This is a genomic window from Nesterenkonia sp. PF2B19 (genome assembly GCF_001758425.2).
Lineage (GTDB): Bacteria > Actinomycetota > Actinomycetes > Actinomycetales > Micrococcaceae > Nesterenkonia > Nesterenkonia aethiopica.
In genome coordinates this window covers 18,938-37,530 of the sequence record NZ_MDSS02000013.1, presented here as the reverse complement: position 1 = coordinate 37,530, position 18,593 = coordinate 18,938, and the positions used below count along the sequence as shown (strand labels likewise).

Annotated in this window: 11 protein-coding genes and 2 pseudogenes; 9 read left to right on the top strand and 4 right to left on the bottom strand. The window is 69.9% G+C overall.

Features of this window, described 5'->3' with window-relative positions; all coding sequences use genetic code 11:
• Positions 1 to 34: 34 nt before the first annotated feature.
• From otnC to BCY76_RS05905, 4 genes are all read left to right on the top strand, one after another.
• Positions 35 to 652: a 3-oxo-tetronate 4-phosphate decarboxylase gene (gene otnC, locus BCY76_RS05920; protein WP_070159191.1), complete on the top strand. Its 618-nt coding sequence runs from the start codon at positions 35 to 37 to the stop codon at positions 650 to 652.
• Positions 653 to 803: 151 nt separating this feature from the next.
• Positions 804 to 1,595 (top strand): SGNH/GDSL hydrolase family protein, encoded by a 792-nt coding sequence (locus tag BCY76_RS05915; protein WP_070159190.1) that lies wholly within the window; start codon positions 804 to 806, stop codon positions 1,593 to 1,595.
• A 114-nt stretch (positions 1,596 to 1,709) separates the two neighbouring features.
• The gene (locus BCY76_RS05910; RefSeq protein WP_070159189.1) at positions 1,710 to 2,213 is read left to right on the top strand and encodes a hypothetical protein; all 504 of its coding nucleotides are present in this window, start codon (positions 1,710 to 1,712) and stop codon (positions 2,211 to 2,213) included.
• The gene (locus BCY76_RS05905; RefSeq protein ID WP_237089999.1) at positions 2,206 to 3,771 is read left to right on the top strand and encodes a multicopper oxidase family protein; all 1,566 of its coding nucleotides are present in this window, start codon (positions 2,206 to 2,208) and stop codon (positions 3,769 to 3,771) included. The genes BCY76_RS05910 and BCY76_RS05905 overlap by 8 nt, the downstream gene beginning before the upstream one ends.
• A gap of 18 nt (positions 3,772 to 3,789) precedes the next feature.
• Here BCY76_RS05905 and BCY76_RS05900 read toward each other — a convergent pair whose 3' ends face one another.
• Positions 3,790 to 5,262 (bottom strand): peptide MFS transporter, encoded by a 1,473-nt coding sequence (locus BCY76_RS05900; RefSeq protein WP_070159187.1) that lies wholly within the window; start codon positions 5,260 to 5,262, stop codon positions 3,790 to 3,792.
• A 213-nt stretch (positions 5,263 to 5,475) separates the two neighbouring features.
• Positions 5,476 to 6,749 (bottom strand): annotated as a pseudogene (locus tag BCY76_RS05895) (aspartate aminotransferase family protein).
• A gap of 203 nt (positions 6,750 to 6,952) precedes the next feature.
• Between BCY76_RS05895 and BCY76_RS05890 the strand changes: the two are divergent.
• From BCY76_RS05890 to BCY76_RS05870, 5 genes and pseudogenes are all read left to right on the top strand, one after another.
• Positions 6,953 to 8,443 (top strand): NAD-dependent succinate-semialdehyde dehydrogenase, encoded by a 1,491-nt coding sequence (locus BCY76_RS05890; RefSeq protein ID WP_139827641.1) that lies wholly within the window; start codon positions 6,953 to 6,955, stop codon positions 8,441 to 8,443.
• Between the two features lie 322 nt (positions 8,444 to 8,765).
• Entirely contained in the window at positions 8,766 to 10,625 is a 1,860-nt protein-coding gene (gene dnaK / locus BCY76_RS05885) for a molecular chaperone DnaK (protein WP_070159185.1), read from the top strand.
• A gap of 13 nt (positions 10,626 to 10,638) precedes the next feature.
• On the top strand, positions 10,639 to 11,433 hold the full coding sequence (locus tag BCY76_RS05880) for a nucleotide exchange factor GrpE (protein WP_070159184.1): 795 nt from the start codon (positions 10,639 to 10,641) through the stop codon (positions 11,431 to 11,433).
• Positions 11,434 to 11,600: 167 nt separating this feature from the next.
• A complete protein-coding gene (locus BCY76_RS05875) occupies positions 11,601 to 12,566 on the top strand; it encodes a DnaJ C-terminal domain-containing protein (protein ID WP_085437342.1) in 966 nt (321 codons plus the stop codon).
• Between the two features lie 195 nt (positions 12,567 to 12,761).
• A pseudogene (locus BCY76_RS05870) lies at positions 12,762 to 13,123 on the top strand (heat shock protein transcriptional repressor HspR).
• Positions 13,124 to 13,204: 81 nt separating this feature from the next.
• Here BCY76_RS05870 and BCY76_RS05865 read toward each other — a convergent pair.
• Both BCY76_RS05865 and BCY76_RS19005 read right to left on the bottom strand, forming a co-directional pair.
• Positions 13,205 to 14,446, bottom strand: coding sequence for a M20/M25/M40 family metallo-hydrolase (locus tag BCY76_RS05865; protein ID WP_237089998.1), 1,242 nt, complete (start codon positions 14,444 to 14,446; stop codon positions 13,205 to 13,207).
• 49 nt (positions 14,447 to 14,495) lie between these two features.
• Entirely contained in the window at positions 14,496 to 18,521 is a 4,026-nt protein-coding gene (locus tag BCY76_RS19005; protein ID WP_139827640.1) for a BCCT family transporter, read from the bottom strand.
• Between the last annotated feature and the right edge of the window lie 72 nt (positions 18,522 to 18,593).

Here is an 18,593-nt window from a genome sequence, read left to right as displayed (position 1 = left end):
TGACTGAACCGCATCGAGAAGGAAGGACCAGTGCGTGAGTGACTCTGAGCTGCGTCGACAGCTGGTGGAGATCGGAGCCAGCCTGTTCGACAGGGGGTTCTCCGTGGGCAGCGCGGGGAATCTGAGCGTGCGCACGGCCGATGGGTTCCTCATGACGCCCACCAACTCCTCCCTGGGGCGGCTGAGCGTGGATGAGCTGGCGGAGCTGGACCACCAGTGGCGGCATATGGGAGGGCCGCGGCCCTCCAAGGAGGTGGTCATGCACCGGGCGATCTATGAGACCCGCCCCGAGGCGCAGGCCGTGGTGCATCTGCACTCCACCTATGTGACGGCGGTCAGCTGCCTGGCCGAGGACGGCCCGGCGATCCCGGCACTGACGCCGTACTTCGTGATGCGGGTCGGGCGCGAGGTGCCCAAGGTGCCGTACTACCGTCCCGGATCGGCCGAGGTGGACGCGGAGCTGCGCGCCGCGGCATCCCAGGGGCCCGCCGTGATCCTGGCCAACCACGGGTCCATCGTGGCGGGGGAGACGCTGGAGTCGGCGTCGAACGCGGCCGAGGAGCTGGAGGTCTCCGCCCAGCTGGCCTTCCTGGTCAAGGACCGGCAGGTCCGGCCGCTGACCGAGGAGCAGATCCGAGAGCTGCTGGACTGAGCTCGGCTGCGGCTCATCGATCGGGGGATTCCTCGTGGTCCCAGGCCCGGACCAGCCCTGGGACCACGAGAAATCCCCCGATGGATGCTGCAGATCGCGGCGCGCGATAGTGTGATGGGTGGTGTCCCATCGTCTTCCGAGGAGCTCGTGCATGTCAGCGTCAGATGAACTCGACGGCCCGTTCGAGAAGCGGTTCGTGGCCCTGGGCGATTCGTTCACCGAGGGTGTCGGGGACATCGACCCCTCCAGCCCCAATGACTGCCGGGGATGGGCTGACCGGGTCGCCGCCCAGCTGATCGCCAACGACTCCTCCTGGGGGTACGCCAACCTGGCGATCCGCGGCAAGAAGCTCACGCAGGTCATCGAGGAGCAGCTCGAGGCAGCCCTGGCCATGGAGCCGACCCTGGTGACCCTCTACGCCGGGGGGAACGACATCCTGCGGCCCGCGGTCAACATCGACGGGCTCATGGCCAGGTACCGCCTCGCGGCGCAGAAGCTGGTCGACACCGGGGCCCGGGTGGTGCTGTTCACCGGATTCGACTCCGCCAAGGCGCCCCTGTTCAACATGACGCGCGGGCGCACGGCCATCTACAACGAGCACGTCCGCAAGATCGCCGACGACTTCGACACAGACCTGGTGGACTTCTGGCACATGAAGCAGTTCCAGGACTGGCGCTACTGGGACGTGGACCGCATGCACCTGGGCATCGCCGGGCACACCGAGATGGCCAAGCAGGTCCTGGAGGTCCTCGGCGAGACCGATGAGATCGAGGACCCCGAGATCGACGAGCTGCCGCCCCAGACGCTGGTGGAGCGGACGGTGGACCACGTCAGCTGGGGCCGGGAGCACCTGCTCCCGTGGGTGAAGCGTCGGGTGACCGGCCGCTCCTCCGGCGATGACATGTCCCCGAAGTACCCGGAGCTGACGTCCCGCGTGTGGTGACCCCCTGCCGAGGAGTCCGGGCATCGTGTCCGGGTCTCCTCAGGGTCGTCTCCGGGTTCCCTGTCGCCCGGAGGCGATGTCCTCCCGCCTGCGCCGGCGCCTAGCGTCGGAGGTATGGAAAGACATGACTCGGGCGGGCCGCGCGGCGGCCTCGCCCTGACCCTGCGGTGGCTGTTCTCCGCCGTCGTGATCCTGCACGCGCTGATGGTGCTGGCCCAGCCGTTCCTGGCCGGCGGATCCCTGGACGGCCACGCCGTGCCGCTGCTGGCCCACGCCGCCGTCGGCGGCACCCTGATCCTGGTCTCCATGGTGCTGGTGGTGCTGGGCGTCCTGGCCTGGATGCCGGGCGGAGGCAGCGCCTGGGCGCCCGTGATGGCCCTGGGGCTGGTGATCCTGGAGATCGCACAGGTCGCGCTCGGACACCTGCACCTGCTGAGCATCCACGTGCCGTTGGGCGTGGTCATCACGTTGCTGGCCGCTGGGCTGTGCCTGGTGGCGCTGCGAAGGCCGCGTCCCCGCTCCCGGCGCACCCGGACCACCCTTCCCGCCCGGCACGACGTCGACCCGGTGAGCCACCCCCTGGCCCGCCCGGTCCCGACGGGAGGTCCCCATGGTTGAGATGGACCGTCGCCACCTGCTGCGGTGGGGAGCCGCCGGCGGGGGCACCGTGGCGCTGGCCGTCGTCGCGAGCCTCTTCGGCTGCGGGTTCGCGGAGATCCGCACCCCGCGCAGCACCGCCGGCCAGGTGGACTTCCGGAACCCGCTGCACATCCCACCGTTGGCGGAGCCTGTGATCGATGAGCAGAGCGACGACGGCGCTCACCGGATCTTCGAGCTCACTGCGCAGACCGGAAGCTCGCAGATCGTGGATGCCGGGCCCACCGAGACATGGGGGATCGACGGCGACCACCTGGGTCCGACCCTGCGGGCGAGCCGTGGCGACACCGTGGAGATCCGGTTCGCCAACGCGCTGCCGGAGGCCACCAGTCTGCACTGGCACGGTATGCGCCTGCCGGCAGAGGCCGACGGCGGCCCACACCAGATGGTGGAGCCCGGTCAGACCTGGGAGCCGTCCTGGCGCATCGACCAGCCGGCGGCCACCCTCTGGTACCACCCGCATCCGCATGGGCAGACGGAGGCTCACGTGCACCGGGGGATCGCGGGGATGTTCATCCTCGACGACGACGAGGAGCAGGCGCTGGACCTGCCGCGGGAGTACGGGGTCGATGACGTGCCGCTGATCCTCCAGGACCGCAGCTTCGACTCCCGGGGCCGACTGGTGGAGAGCGGGCGCCGGAACAACGGCATGCTCGGAGACACCGTGCTGGTCAACGGGACGGCGGAGCCCGTCCTGGACGTCACGGCTGCGCGCACCCGGCTGCGGGTCCTCAACGGCTCGGGGGCGCGCAGCTACGCCGTCGGGTTCGCCGACGGAAGGCCCGTGACGATGATCGCCTCCGACGGCGGCCTGCTTCCGGCTCCGGTGGAGCTGGAGAAGATCATCCTCACTCCGGGGGAGCGCGCGGAGATCCTGGTGGACATGGAGCCCGGGGAGGAGGCGGTGCTGCGCTCCTTCCCGCAGGAGCTGGGCATCACCCGGGGCATGGCCGACACCACGGGATCCCGGGACGAGCTGGATCTGCTGCTGCTGCGTGCCGCGGCGACGCTGCGCCCGGCACCGCCGATGCCGGAGCGTCTGGTCCCGCTGGAGTCGTTGGAGGAGCGCGAGGCGGGCACCGTGCGCGGCTTCGAGCTGCGCACCAACCGGATCAACGGGCGGCTGATGGACATGGACCGGATCGACGAGGTCGTCACGGCCGGGACCATCGAGATCTGGGAGGTGTGGAACAGCCACGGCCAGCCGCACAACTTCCATGTCCACGACGTCCAGTTCCAGGTGCTCACCGTGGGCGGGCAGGCCCCGCCGCCCGAGCTGGCCGGCTGGAAGGACACCGTGTACCTGCCTCCGCATGAGCCGGTGCGGCTGATCATGCGTTTCGGCGAGCACACCAGCACCGAGGTCCCGTACATGTACCACTGCCATCTCCTCTGGCATGAGGACCAGGGCATGATGGGCCAGTTCGTGGTGGTGGACCCCGGAGATGAGGACGACGTCGACGTCGCGCCGCGACTGGATCAGCCGGACCTCGGCTCCGCTGAGGAGCACGGGCACTGAGGTTGCGCGAGGGGCGCCTCAGCGCACCCCGCGCATGAGCCGTACCAGCTTCGGCGAGGCCACGGCCAGAGCGGCGCCCAACACCACGCACACCCCGCCCAGGGTGATGAAGTAGGCGACCTCCTGGCCTGCGGTGTAGAAGCCGGCCAGGATGCCCGCCAGCGTGGTGCCCAGGGCGATGGACAGGTAGAACAGCGCCAGCATCTGGGTGGTGAACGCCACCGGGGCCAGCTTGGTGGCCACGGACAGGCCGATGGGACTGATCAGCAGCTCCGCCCAGGTGACCAGCAGCAGGATGCCGCCCAGCGCCAGCAGCGGGGTCCGCTCCAGGGACTCCAGAGGGATGAACAGCAGATAGGCGATGCCGATCACCACCAGCGCGCCGCCGAACTTCAGCGGAGTGGAGGGCTGCCGGTCTCCCATCGTCGTCCACAGGGCCGCGAAGACTGCGGCGAAGAGGATGATGAACAGCGGGTTGATGGACTGCACCCAGCTGGCGGGCATCTCCCAGCCGAAGATGCTGCGGTCCAGGCGCTGCTCCGAGTACACGGCGATGAAGGTGAACTGCTGCTGGAACAGGGCGAAGAATGCGGTGGAGGCGATGAACAGCGGGATGAAGGCGACCACGCGGCTGCGCTCGTCGCGGTCGACCTTCGGAGAGGTCAGCAGCACCACGAAGTAGACCACCGCGGCCACGATCACCACCCCGGCGATCACCGTGGCCAGGTTGGCCGCGGTGAGCACGCCGGTGGCAAAGAGCCCGGAGATCAGCACGACGGCGGCCAGCGCGCCGAAGCCGTACCGGCGGCGCAGCGCGGCGGGCAGCGGATTGACCACCGCATGGGCGGAGTCCGGGAGCCGGCGGCGGCCCCGCGTGTAGACCACCAGACCGATGACCATACCGACCGCGGCGGCGCCGAAGCCCCAGTGGAAGCCGATGCGGTCCTGCAGCAGCCCGGAGAGCAGCGGGCCGATGAGCCCGCCGATGTTCACCCCCATGTAGAAGATGGAGAACCCGGCGTCGCGGCGCGGGTCCTCGCGGGTGTAGAGGGTGCCCACCAGGGAGCCGGCGGCGGCCTTCACCCCGCCCGAGCCCACGGCGACGCAGACGAGTCCGACGGCGAGCCCGGCCGCGCCGGGCAGCACGGCCAGGGCGATGTGGCCGATCATCACCAGCACCGCCGAATGGAACAGTGTGCGCTCGGCACCGATCAGTCGATCCGCGATCCACGCGGTGAGGATGGTGGAGAGGTAGACGGAGCCGCCGTAGGCGCCCACGAGACTCAGGGCCAGGCCCTGGTCGATCCCCAGGCCGCCGTCGGCGACCGAGAAGTACATGTAATAGGCGAGGATGCCCTGCATCCCGTAGAAGGAGAAGCGCTCCCACAGCTCGACCGAGAACAGGTTGAACAGCATCCGCGGATGCCCGAAGAACGACTTCCCCTCATCCGCCGCAGGGACCGGCGACGGGTTCTGATGAATGGTGGTCATTTTTCCCATGGAATCGCATGCTGAGCTAAAGCGCTAATCCGGACGTTTCCTGGATGCTCGCTCGCCAGGGGTGATGTCGGCACGATCGCAGGTCAGAGGCGATCAGGAGGGGGTGGACGGCGCGACGGCGTGACGTGCGAGACAGCTGTGGCCGGCCTCGTCACCCGAGGCCGGCCACAGCTGCTGCGTGGGGGAGAGGCAGGGGGGATGTGCTCAGCCGAGCACGGCGGCCAGGGTCTCCTCCCAGAGGCCCAGGGCCTCGTCCACCTCGCCTCGGTGACCACCAGCGCGGGGATGAGGCGCACGTTCTGCCCGTACATGCCGTTGTTCAGCAGCAGCAGGCCGCGCCGGGCGGCCTCCTGCTGGACCGCGGCCGACGTCGCCCCGTCCGGCTCGCCGTCGGCGTCGACGAACTCCACGGCCAGCATCAGGCCGAGTCCCGTCACCCCGGCCACCTGGGAGTGCTGCTCACCGATCCGCTCCAGTCCGGCGCGCAGCTGGGCGCCGCGGGCGGCGGCGTTGTCCACCAGCCCCTCCTTCTGGATGACCTCCAGGGTGGCGGCGGCTGCGGCGCAGGCGACCGCGTTCGCCCCGTAGGTTCCGCCCTGGGAGCCCGGGCGGGCCTTGGCCATGAGCTCTTCGGAGGCGGCGATGCCGGAGATCGGGAAGCCGGAGGCGATGCCCTTGGCGAACATCATGATGTCTGGGGAGACGCCGAAGTGGTCCTGGCCCCAGAATTCGCCGGTGCGGCCGAAGCCGGTCTGCACCTCGTCGAGGATCAGCAGGATGCCGTGTTCGTCGGCCCGCTGGCGCAGGCCCTCGAAGAACCGGCGGTTCCCCGGGACGTAGCCGCCCTCGCCGAGCACCGGCTCCACCAGGAACGCCGCGGTGTCCGCGGGTGCCGACTGGGTCTGCAGCACCAGGTCCAGCTCCCGCAGCGCGAAGTCCGTGGCCTGCTCCTCGTCGAAGCCGTAGGCGCGGTAGTGCGTCGGGTTGGGGAAGGGGGAGACCACCACGCCGGGCATCAGCGGCGAGAAGCCGGCCTTGAACTTGGTGCCGGAGGTGGTCAGTGAGGCCGCGGCGACGGTTCGCCCGTGGAAGCCGCCCTGGAACACCACCATGTTCGGCCGTCCCGTGGCCTGGCGGGCCAGGCGCAGTGCTGCCTCCGCGGCCTCGGAGCCGGAGTTGGCGAAGAACAGGGAGTTCAGCCCCGCCGGCAGCACCTCGCCGAGGCGTTCGGTGAGACGCTGCAGCGGCTCGTGCATGATCGTTGTGTACTGGCCGTGGATGAGCTTCCCGACCTGGGCCTGCGCGGCCTCCACCACCTTCGGGTGGCAGTGGCCCGTGCTGGTCACCCCGATGCCGGCGGTGAAGTCCAGATGGCGCCTGCCCTCGGCGTCGTAGAGGTTCACGCCTTCGCCGTGGGTCGCCACCACGGGGGTCGCCTGCTTCAGGAGGGGGAGAGAGCCGTCACCGGTGCACCTCATTCTGATTGTTGACAATCCGTCCGTGGCCTAGGCTACTCGGTGGGGGTGCGGATGTCAGCCCGTGGCCGGGATGGCCATGGTCGGCGTCGTCGCACCCGTGACCGGCCCCGCGGGGCGGGCGTATCGTGAGCACCACGTCGAGAGACCGCGTGTGAGGCCAGGCGAGAGGCCTGGCTGCAGATCTAGCGTGAGAAGGAGTCCAGATGACAGGCACCACCGCTGAGACCGTGACGCCGCACCGGGAGGCCGACGTGGTCGCCCAGGCGCCGAAGCAGCTGTTCATCGACGGCCAGTGGGTCGACGCCCGGGGAGGGCGCACGCTCGACGTCGTCGACCCCTCCACCGGAGAGGTGCTGTGCGCCGTCGCCGACGCCAGTGAGGAGGACGGCTGGGACGCGCTGAAGGCCGCCGAGCGCGCACAGGCCGAGCTGGCCGCGCTGCCCCCGCGCAAGAGGGCCGACATCCTCATGCGCGCCTTCGAGCTGATGCATGAGCGCATCGACGACCTCGCCCTGCTGATGACCCTGGAGATGGGTAAGCCGCTGGCCGAGGCCAAGGGGGAGGTCGCCTACGCCGCCGAGTTCTTCCGGCACTTCGCCGAGGAGGCCACCCGCATCGACGGCGGCTACCAGACCGCCCCCGCCGGAGGCTCTCGCTTCCTGGTGACCCGCCAGCCGGTGGGGCCCTCGATCCTCATCACCCCGTGGAACTTCCCTCTGGCGATGGGTGCACGGAAGATCGGGCCCGCGATCGCGGCCGGCTGCACGTCAGTGACCAAGCCCGCCGCCCAGACGCCGCTGTCCATGCTGGCGCTGGGGGAGATCCTCTCCGAGGCCGGCGCGCCGGCAGGGTCGGTGAACATCCTGGCGACCTCCACCTCCGGGAAGGTCATGGAGCCGCTGATCCGCTCCGGGATCGCCCGCAAGCTCTCCTTCACGGGCTCCACCTCGGTGGGGCGGAAGCTGCTGGAGCAGTGCGCGGGCCGGGTCCTGCGGACCTCCATGGAGCTCGGCGGAAACGCCGCGTTCGTGGTCTTCGAGGACGCGGACCTGGATAAGGCCGTCGACGGCGCCATGCTGGCCAAGATGCGCAACTCGGGCGAAGCCTGCACGGCGGCCAACCGGATCTTCGTCCACCGCAGCGTGATCGAGGAGTTCGGCCGCCTGCTCACCGAGCGGATGTCCGAGCTGACGGTCGGCCGCGGTGTCGACGACGGCGTGAAGGTCGGTCCGATGATCGATGCGAACCAGCGGGACAAGGTCGACGAGCTGGTCCAGGACGCGATCTCCGGCGGCGCACGTGTGCTCACCGGGGCCGAGGCGCTCGACGGCGGCGGGTTCTTCTACCGGCCCACTGTGCTCACCGACGTCCCGGAGTCCGCGCGGATGCGGGACGAGGAGATCTTCGGGCCCGTGGCGGCGCTGACTCCCTTCGACAGCGAGGAGGAGGTCGTCGCCGCGGTCAACTCCACTGAGTACGGCCTGGTCAACTACGTCTACACCGAGTCCCTGCGGCGCGGGCTGCGCGTGGCGGAGTCGGTGGAGTCCGGCATGGTCGGGCTCAACCAGGGCGTGGTGTCCAACCCGGCGGCACCCTTCGGCGGGGTCAAGGAGTCCGGGCTGGGCCGCGAGGGCGGGCCCACCGGCATCGACGAGTTCCTGGAGACCAAGCTCATCGGCATCGCGATGGACTGATCGGATCCCATCACCGCCTCGAGTGGCGGATTCACTGCGGCTGTCGGGCGCGATCGGCGATCCAGCAGCAGTGGATCCGCCACTCGACGTGTGACGGGGGCGTGGATCGGGGCCGAGGGTGTGGAGCCGCGTCGAGAGGGGCTCGCCGTCGTCGGGAATGGATGCCGCAGCACCTCTGTTGGACAGGACATGAAAAGTTGAGTCGAGTCGACTCAAGTCAGTTTGACACCACGATTCCCGAGGTGGAGACTTGAGCCTGGTTCACTCAAGCAGACCTGCGCTCCACCCCGGAGCGACACCGTCCATCGAAGGGAGTCCCCTCATGTCCCGTGCAGTCGGCATCGACCTCGGAACCACCAACTCCGTCGTCGCCGTCCTCGAAGGTGGCGAGCCCACCGTCATCGCCAACGCCGAGGGCGCCCGCACCACCCCGTCCGTCGTCGCCTTCTCCAAGGACGACGAGGTCCTCGTCGGCGAGATCGCCCGCCGTCAGGCCGTCAACAACCCGGACCGCACCATCGCTTCCGTCAAGCGCCACATGGGCACTGACTGGAAGAAGGAGATCGGGGAGAAGACCTACACCCCGCAGGAGATCTCCGCCCGCACGCTGATGAAGCTCAAGCACGACGCCGAGTCCTACCTGGGCGAGGACGTCACCGAGGCCGTCATCACCGTGCCCGCCTACTTCAACGATGCCGAGCGCCAGGCCACCAAGGAGGCCGGCGAGATCGCGGGCCTGAAGGTCTCCCGCATCGTCAACGAGCCCACCGCCGCCGCGCTGGCCTACGGTCTGGACAAGGGCAAGGAGGACGAGCTCATCCTCGTCTTCGACCTCGGAGGCGGAACATTCGACGTCTCGCTGCTCGAGGTCGGCAAGGATGAGGACGACTTCTCCACCATCCAGGTGCGCGCCACCGCCGGTGACAACCGCCTCGGCGGCGACGACTGGGACCAGCGGATCATCGACTGGCTGGTCCAGCAGGTCAAGAGCAAGGAGGGTGTGGACCTCTCCAAGGACAAGATCGCCGTGCCGCGTCTGAAGGACGCCGCCGAGCAGGCGAAGAAGGAACTGTCCTCGGCCACGTCCACCGACATCAACCTGCAGTACGCCGCCATGACTGAGAACGGCCCGGTGCACGTCAACGAGACGCTGTCCCGCGCGAAGTTCCAGGACATGACCTCGGACCTGCTGGACCGGACCAAGAAGCCGTTCCAGGACGTCATCACCGAGGCCGGCGTGAAGGTCTCCGAGATCGACCACGTCATCCTGGTCGGCGGCTCCACCCGTATGCCCGCCGTGGCGGACCTGGTCAAGGAGCTCTCCGGCAAGGACGCCAACAAGGGCGTCAACCCGGACGAGGTCGTCGCCGTGGGTGCGGCCCTGCAGGCCGGTGTGCTCGCCGGTGAGCGCAAGGACGTGCTGCTCATCGACGTCACCCCGCTGTCCCTGGGCATCGAGACCAAGGGCGGTGTGATGACCAAGCTCATCGAACGCAACACCGCGATCCCGACCAAGCGCTCCGAGGTGTTCTCCACCGCCGAGGACAACCAGCCCTCGGTGGCCGTCCAGGTCTTCCAGGGCGAGCGCGAGTTCACCCGGGACAACAAGGCCCTGGGCACCTTCGAGCTGACCGGCATCGCCCCGGCTCCGCGCGGTGTGCCGCAGATCGAGGTCACCTTCGACATCGACGCCAACGGCATCGTCCACGTCTCCGCCAAGGACAAGGGCACCGGCACCGAGCAGTCCATGACCATCACGGGCGGCACCTCCCTGGACAAGGAGGACATCGACCGCATGGTGGCCGACGCCGAGGCCCACGCCGAGGAGGACAAGAAGCGTCGCGAGGCCGCCGAGCAGCGCAACGCCGCCGAGACCACCGCGTACTCGGTGGACAAGCTGATCAAGGACAACGAGGACAAGCTCCCCGCCGAGGTCAAGGACGAGGTCCAGGCCGACGTCGACGCCCTGAAGAAGGCGCTCGAGGGCGAGGACAACGACGACGAGATCAAGTCCGCCTTCGAGAAGCTGCAGGCCTCCCAGACCAAGCTGGGCGAGGCGCTGTACTCGCAGGCCGGTGCTGACGCCGCCACCGACGGCGCGCCCGCCGGCGACGCCTCCGGCGAGGACGAGGACATCGTCGACGCCGAGGTGGTCGACGAGGACGCCGACGAGAAGAAGTGAGAGGTCGTCCCTGATGGCAGAGCAGGACCAGAACCCGGAGCGGGACGGCGTGGACCGTCCTGAGTCCGAGGAACCGATCCGCTTCACCGACAAGCGCCGGATCGACCCGGAGACGGGCCGGCCGCGCCACGTGGAGGGAGAGACCGGCGCCGAGGAGAAGGAAGCCGCTGCGGGCTCCGGCACAGCACCGGCAGACCCGGTGCAGGACCCGCTGGCCCAGGCCGAGCAGATCCTGCGCGACCTGCCGGCCGAGGATGCCGAGGACTCCGAGGCCGGGGATCCGGTGAGCGTCGCCGACGCCGCCGGAACCCCCGACCCCGGTGCGGATCCCCTGGTGGCTGAGGAGCCGGAGCTTGAGGAGGTCCCCGCGGACCAGTCGAGCGCCGGTGACCGCGAGGCCGAGCTGCAGGCCGACCTGCAGCGTCTCCAGGCGGAGTACGTCAACTACCGGCGCCGCGTGGAGCGGGACCGGGCCGTGGAGCGGGACCGCACCGTCGGTCACGTCATCACCGGCCTGATGCCGGTGCTGGACGACATCCACGCCGCCCGGCAGGCCGGTGACCTGGACGACGGGCCCTTCGCGGCCATCGCCGCGAAGCTGGAGTCGCTGCTGCAGCAGCAGGGCCTCGAGCGCATCGACGAAGAAGGCGTGCCCTTCGACCCGTCGGTCCACGAGGCGCTCATGCAGCAGCCGCACCCGGAGATCCCCGCCGACCACGTGGCCGCGGTGCTGCGGGCGGGCTACCGCCACGGCGACCGTGTGCTGCGCGCGGCCCAGGTGATGGTCTCCACCGGCCCGGCCGAGTGAGCCGAGCCTGACTCTCCGTGCCGACGGCCCGCACCGGGCCGTCGGCACGGATCGGCCGACGCCGTCGTCGCGGAGCGTCGCAGCCCACGACGTCGGCACACAGACAGCGCACCACGCACAGGCCCCGCCCGGCGGGGTCGCAGAAGAGAAGCAGGGAGGGAGGCGCCGTGGCCTCGCAGGATTGGATCAACAAGGACTTCTACGCCATCCTGGGCGTCTCCAAGGACGCGTCCGAGGAAGAGATCAAGAAGGCCTACCGGAAGCTCGCCCGGACGTACCACCCCGACAAGAACCCGGGGGACGAGGCCGCTGAGCAGAAGTTCAAGGACGTCTCCGAGGCCCACACCGTGCTCTCCGACAAGCAGCAGCGGGAGCAGTACGACGCGATCCGCGCCATGGGTTCGGGCGCCCGCTTCTCCGGAGCCCCGGGCGGCGCCGGCGGCGCCTCCGGATTCGAGGACATCTTCGGCGGGCTCTTCGGCGACGCCGGCGGCTTCGGCCGCGGGGGTCGAGGCGGCCCCGACTTCTCCGACATCTTCGGTGGCATGGGCGGCCGGTTCGGCGGCGGCTTCAGCGGGGGCGCGCCGGCCAAGGGCGCCGACCGCACCGCGAAGACCACCATCTCCTTCGCCGGGGCCGTCCGCGGCACCACGGTGGGGCTGCGGGAACCGGACGGCAACGTCATCGACGTCCGGATCCCCGCCGGGGTGAAGGAGGGCCAGAAGGTCCGCGTCAAGGGCAAGGGCCAGCAGGGACCCGGCGGCGCCGGCGACCTGCTGGTGGAGGTGGCGATCACCCCGCACCGGTTCTACGAGCGCGACGGTGACGACATCCGCATCCACCTACCCGTCTCCTTCGACGAGGCCGTGCTGGGCACCACCGTCCAAGTGCCCACCGTGCACGGGGAGAAGGTGCGGATCAAGGTCCCCGCCGGCACCACCTCGGGCCGCACCCTGCGGCTGAAGGGCCACGGGGTCCGCCGGAAGTCCCACCAAGGGGACATGCTCGTCGTCGTGGACGTGCAGGTGCCCCAGGACCTCTCCGAGGAGGCGGTGGAGGCCGTGAAGGCCTACGCGGAGGCGACTCGCGACGTCGACCCCCGCGGCGACCTGGAGGCCCGGGCCGCCCTGTGACCGGGCCCGCCGCTGCGGGATGATGGAGAGACGAGACCGACCCGCCCCGCCGCGGCCGGGCGGGAACGGAGGAGGTGAGCAGCAGTGGCCAGGAGACGTCGCTCCGAGATCGGCGGGGAGGACCCGCGGCTGATCGAGGCGGAGCACCGGCATGCTCCGCTGTTCGTCATCTCCGTGGCCGCCGAGCTGGCGGACATGCACCCGCAGACGCTGCGCCAGTACGACCGCATCGGCCTGGTCACCCCGCGGCGCCAGGGCGGCCGGCACCGTCGGTACTCGCCCTATGACATCGAACAGCTCCGGCAGATCCAGCAGCTCTCCCAGGAGGCGTCTCCCTGGAGGGCATCCGGCGGATCATCGAGCTGCAGAACCGGGTGGAGGAGCTCGAGGAGACCGTGGAGGAGCTGCGCTACGAACTCCGCGAGGCTGAACGGCACTCCACCAAGCCACGGGTCTTCGCCGTCGGCCCGCACGGCGACGTGGTCACGGTGGCCCGAGGCCGCCGGGCCCGCACCAGCACCCAGGCGCTGGTGCTCTGGGACCCGCGCCGCCGCTGACCGGGTGTGTTGCCCGAGTACCCGCCCCGCACACTCTGTCCCGCACACCCCGTCGAGCGGTGATCTGTGCGTCAGGAGGGGTCAGGGGCGGGCGGCGACGTCGGCGAGCAGTCCCGCCAGCAGCGCCGTCTGCGGCGCGATCTCCGAGACCAGGATGTGCTCATGGACCGCATGCGGCCCTTCGCCGACGGCACCGAGGCCGTCGAGGACCGGCAGCCCCAGGGCGGAGACGAAGTTCGCGTCGGAGGCTCCGCCCACCGCGGCCGGGGTGATCCTCCGCCCCAGACCTGCGGCCAGGCGCTCCACCCGGGCCATGGCCGCCCGGGAGGCCCGGGTCGGATTCATCGGGGGCCGATTGGCATCCACCGCGATCTCCAGTCGCAGCCGAGGGTCGGCGGCATGGGGCTCCGGCAGCCGCAGGGCGCGCAGACCCTCGGCCACCCGGTCCTGCTCGGCCGCTTCGGTCACGCGCACATCCACCTGGCAGGTGGCCTGACCGGCCACCACATTGCGGCTGGTGCCCCCGTGGAAGGTGCCCACGGTGACGGTGGTCCCGTGATCCGGGGAGGCCAGGGCGACGACGTCGGGCACGACGGCGGCCAGCGCGTGCACCGCACTCGCTCCCTTCTCCGGTTCCAGCCCCGCATGGGCCTGCACGCCGTGCACCGTCAGATCCGCGAAGACCATGCCTTTGCGGCGGTCCTTGGGCTGACCGGCCGCACTGGGCTCCGGCACCAGTGTCAGCGCGGACTGCGCCGCGGCGGCCTCGATCGCCGGGCGCCCCGCCGTCGACCCGATCTCCTCGTCACCGGTGAGCAGCAGCCGCAGCGGAGCGTGCGGCACACCGAGCTCGCGCAGCGCACGCACCGCCCAGAGGGTCTGGACGATCCCGAACTTCATGTCCAGCACGCCGGGGCCGGTGAGTCGGTCGCCGTCGGCGGCCAGCGGCCAGTCGGTGATCGTGCCGGCCGGCCACACGGTGTCGTAGTGGCACACCGACAGCACCGAGGCTCCGAGGTCGGTGACCTCGCCGCCGTCGATGTCGCGTCCGGGCCAGCGCAGATCCAGCACGTCGCCGTGGACGCCGCCGTCGGTGCGGGCCTCGGCCAGCGGTTCGCCCAGCCGCTCCACGGCCAGGGTGCGGACCTCCTCCAGCCCGGCGTCGAGCAGCGCCTTGTCATGGCTGGGCGTCTCCGCGTGCACGATGCGCCGCAGGTCCTCCAGGAGCTGCTCCTGGTGGGCGGCGGCGTGGTTCCGCAGCGCCGGCATCGGGATGCCGGCCACGGAGTCGGGGCGGGCAGACGTCGTCGGGGTGCTCTCCATCGGGTTCCTCTCCATCGGGGTCCTGTCTCTCCTGGGCATGGTCGTCTCCTCAGCGCACCGGCACTCCGGGCCCGAGCGGGATCCCGAGGGCCCACCACAGCACGAAGAACAGGAACCAGGCGCACAGCAGCGCCACGGAGACCGGCAGCGTCAGGGACACCAGGGTGCCGATGCCGGCCTTCGGGTAGTACCGCTGCAGATACCCCAGCACCAGGGCGAAGTAGGGGCTCATCGGGGAGATGATGTTGGTGGGGGAGTCCCCGATGCGGAACAGCATCTGAGTGACCTCCGGGGAGGTGCCCACCAGCATCAGCATGGGCACCAGGACCGGGGCCATGAGGGTGTACTGCGCGGACCCCGAGGTGATGGTCAGGTTGAACAGCGCGACCAGCAGCACGACGCCGGCGAACATCACCACCACGGGCAGGTCCAACCGCTCCAGCAGGTGGGCGCCCTCGATGGCCAGCACCATCCCGATGTTCGACCAGCTGAAGTAGGCGATGAACTGGGCGGCCGCGAAGAACAGCACCACCACGCCGGAGAGCTCCTTGATGGAGCGTCCCATCAGCTCCGGGATGTCCCGCGGGCGGGTGATGGTGCCAGCTGCGACCCCGTAGGTGATGCCCACCGCCAGGAAGGCCAGCGCGATCGGCACGGCGATGTCGGTCAGCAGCGGGGAGTCGAGCACGTCTCCGCTCTCGGCCTGGAACGGCGAGCCGGGCAGCAGGAGCAGGGAGAAGTACACCGCCAGGAAGCCTGCCAGCGCCAGCAGGGACGCGCGCAGCGCCGCAACCTCTCGGCGGGTGTAGGTCAGCAGGGAGACCTCATCGGTGATCGCCTCGCCGCGGCCGCCGTCGTCAAGGTCTCGGCCGGCCGCCAGCACGGCGGTGGCCGCTCCGCCGGTGGCGTCCTCCTCGTGCTTCATCCGCTCGGTCATCCGGACCAGCAGCAGCTCGGTGACCAGCGTGACCACCAGGGCGAGCACCACGGCGGAGGCCGCGGAGAAGAAGTAGTTGGCCACCGGGGAGACCACATGGTCCGGGTCGATCAGTTGGGCCGCCGAGGTCGAGATCCCGGCCAGCAGGGGATCGCTGGCGGTGATCAGCAGGGACGCGTTGTAGCCTGCCGAGGCGGAGCCGAAGGCGACGACGGCGCCCAGCACCGCGGAGCGGCCGCTGGCCTTGAACGCCGCGGCCGCCAACGGGATCAGGATGACGTAGATGGCGTCCGAGGCGACGGACCCGGTGACCCCGGCCAGGGCGACCGTGAAGGTCAGCCAGCGGCGCGAGACCCGGGAGACCACCACCCGGATGGCCGCGCTGATCAGACCCGATCCCTCAGCCACTGCGACGCCCAGCATCACGGTGATGATCAGACCCAGCGGCGGGAACGTCACGAAGTTCTCCACCGCATCGGTGACCATGCGCTGGAAGCCCTCCGGTGTGAGCAGGCTCTGCACGGCGATCTGCTCGCCGTCGGCCGGGTTCTCCGCACCCACTCCCAGGGCCTCCAGGATGGCGGAGAGCACTACCACGACCACCGCGAGGATGATGAACAGCCAGAACGGGTGTGGCAGCAGGTTGCCGATGCGTTCGACGACCCGCAGCGCCCGGACCAGGAACCCGGGGCGATCGCCGGCGCTGCGCGATCTGCGGGAGCGGCGGGTCGGGGTGACGGTGCTGGGCTCTGACATGGCGATTCCCTTCCGCCGGCCCCGGGGTCCAGGGGCCTTTCGGCGTGACGACCTTGCAGATCGCGCCAGTCTAGTCAGAAGGTGGTGATTCGGTAAACGAACCATCTCTGCCTGTGGTGGGCCCTCCGGTGGGGAATTCCTCGAGGTCGCCGCGTGGATCAGCGCGATGCACCTCGAGGAACTCCCCACCGGATGCCGGGCGGCGCCGGGATCAGCGTCGGGGAGCGGGGTCCTCCTCGGGCTCGACCGCCTCGGAGCGCCCCCGGCGGTGCCGCCGTCGCCCTCGCCCGGGCGCCGACCTCCGTGCTCGCCCTCGGCCTCGGCATCCGCCGGGACCACCGGGATCGAGGAGGTCGCCAACGACGTCGCCGGGGAGTAGTTCTCCATGTCCCCGTGCCAGTCCTCATCCTCCTCCGGAGTCCAGCCGTCCTCCCACTGGCCAGTGGTGAAGTCGTAGCCGATCGGATCGCCGTTCTCGTCGGTGCGCTGGTACCACTCGGTGTACATGTCGTCCTCCGAGTCCACCCCGGCGCCGGCGCCCAGCCCCGGCTCGGTGGGTGCCACTTGCAGGGTGAAGTCGTCGCCGTAGCGGTCGACGCCGTCGATCACCGCATCCCGCAGCGCCTTCTCCGCGTACTTGGTACGCAGGGCCCGCGGGTCGGTGCGCACGTCCCGCAGCCAGGCGACCATGATCAGCAGCATGATCACGGCGAACGGCACCGCCGTCACCGTCACCAGTGACTGCAGCCCCTGCAGGGCGGTGTCGCCGCCGGTGAGCAGCATGACGACGGCGACGCCGGTCATCACCAGCCCCCAGAAGACCACCACGGACTTCCGCGGGTTCAGGTCGCCGCGGGTGGAGAAGATGCCCATCACCACGGAGGCCGAGTCGGCGGAGGTGATGAAGAAGATGGCCAGCACCACCATGATGACCGCCGGCAGCCACTCCACATACGGCAGGTGGTCGATGATCGTGAACAGCACCTCGGCGGCGGGCATCTCGTCGCTGAAGCCTTCCAAGCCCTCGCGGTACATCCAGATCGAGGTCCCGCCCATGATGCCGTAGGCCACGAACAGCAGGGAGCTGGGGATGAGGATGACGCCGAGGATGAACTGTCGGATGGTGCGGCCCCGGGAGATGCGGGCGATGAAGACCCCGACGAAGGGCGACCAGGAGATCCACCAGGCCCAGTAGAACACCGTCCAGGCGGACTGGAAGTCCATGGTCTCGGTGCCCCAGGACGCGGAGCGGCCCATGAGCTCGAACAGGGAGCCGAAGTACTCCACGAAGGAGGAGGGCACCAGGTTCAGCAGGAAGAGGGTGGGGCCGAGGAGGAACACCAGCGAGATGATGCCGATGGTCAGCACGATGTTGATGTTCGAGAGGTAGCGGATGCCTCGGGCCACGCCGGAGACCGCCGACAGCACGAAGCCGACGGTCAGGATCCCGATGATCAGGATCAACAGCGTGTTGGTGACCTCGTTGCCGGAGACGATGGTCCAGCCCTGGCCGATCTGCATGGCCGCGATGCCGAGCGAGGCCGCCGTGCCGAACAGGGTGGCGATGATCGCGAAGATGTCGATCAGCTTGCCGGCGAAGCCGTCGGTCTGGCTCTGGCCGAAGAGGTTGCGGAAGATCGAGGACATCAGCGGGACCCGCCCGCGGCGGTACGCGGCGTAGGCCACTGCGCCGCCGACCAGGGCGTACATGGCCCAGGCGTGGACGCCCCAGTGGTAGTACGTCTGCGCCATGGCGCCGTGCAGCGCCTCGATGGTCTCGGCCTGGTTGGTCAGCGGGGCCGGGGAGTGGAAGTAGGTGAGCGGCTCGGAGGGGCCGAAGAACAGCACACCGATGCCGATGCCTGCGGCGAAGAGCATCGCCGTCCAGGAGAAGGTCGAGAACTCCGGCTTCTCCCCGTCCTTGCCGAGCGGGATCCGACCGTACTTGGAGAAGGCCAGGCACAGCAGGAAGATCAGCACCACGATGGCGACCACGTTGAACAGCCACCCGAGGTTCTCCATCGTCCAGGTGAACGAGGTTCCGGCGACCTCGGCCACGCTCTCCGGGCTGGTGACGCCCCAGATCACGAAGGCCACGGTCAGCAGTCCGGCCAGGGCGAAGACGATCCGGTCCAGCGAGTAGCGCCGCCGCTGCTCGTCGATGCCGATGCCAGGCACCAGTGCCGGGTGGATGTTGTGCGGGTACTCGCCCTGGGAGTAGACGTTGAGCCGGTGCAGCGCGGCCCCGGCCCTTCGCGTCGCCGCTCCGGCAGCCGCTGCGGTCTTCTCGGCGGTCGCCTTGGGGGCCGGCGAGCGGCGGGTGTCGTCTTCGGGCTGGGATCCGCCGTCTCGGCGGGAGTGGGGTGGCTGAGAGTCAGCCATGCTGATCACACCTTGTGTGGGTCGGGGTCGGTTGTCTCGTCAGGCAGAGCGCTGCGTCTGGGGGGCGTGGGC

Bases quoted from the DNA above. Each gene is read 5' to 3' on its own strand.
- BCY76_RS05915 (WP_070159190.1), top strand. From the start codon at position 804: ATGTCAGCGTCAGATGAACTCGACGGCCCGTTCGAGAAGCGGTTCGTG.
- BCY76_RS05910 (WP_070159189.1), top strand. From the start codon at position 1,710: ATGGAAAGACATGACTCGGGCGGGCCGCGCGGCGGCCTCGCCCTGACC.
- BCY76_RS05905 (WP_237089999.1), top strand. From the start codon at position 2,206: ATGGTTGAGATGGACCGTCGCCACCTGCTGCGGTGGGGAGCCGCCGGC.
- BCY76_RS05900 (WP_070159187.1), bottom strand. From the start codon at position 5,262: ATGACCACCATTCATCAGAACCCGTCGCCGGTCCCTGCGGCGGATGAG.
- BCY76_RS05890 (WP_139827641.1), top strand. From the start codon at position 6,953: ATGACAGGCACCACCGCTGAGACCGTGACGCCGCACCGGGAGGCCGAC.
- dnaK (WP_070159185.1), top strand. From the start codon at position 8,766: ATGTCCCGTGCAGTCGGCATCGACCTCGGAACCACCAACTCCGTCGTC.
- BCY76_RS05880 (WP_070159184.1), top strand. From the start codon at position 10,639: ATGGCAGAGCAGGACCAGAACCCGGAGCGGGACGGCGTGGACCGTCCT.
- BCY76_RS05865 (WP_237089998.1), bottom strand. From the start codon at position 14,446: ATGGAGAGCACCCCGACGACGTCTGCCCGCCCCGACTCCGTGGCCGGC.
- BCY76_RS19005 (WP_139827640.1), bottom strand. From the start codon at position 18,521: ATGGCTGACTCTCAGCCACCCCACTCCCGCCGAGACGGCGGATCCCAG.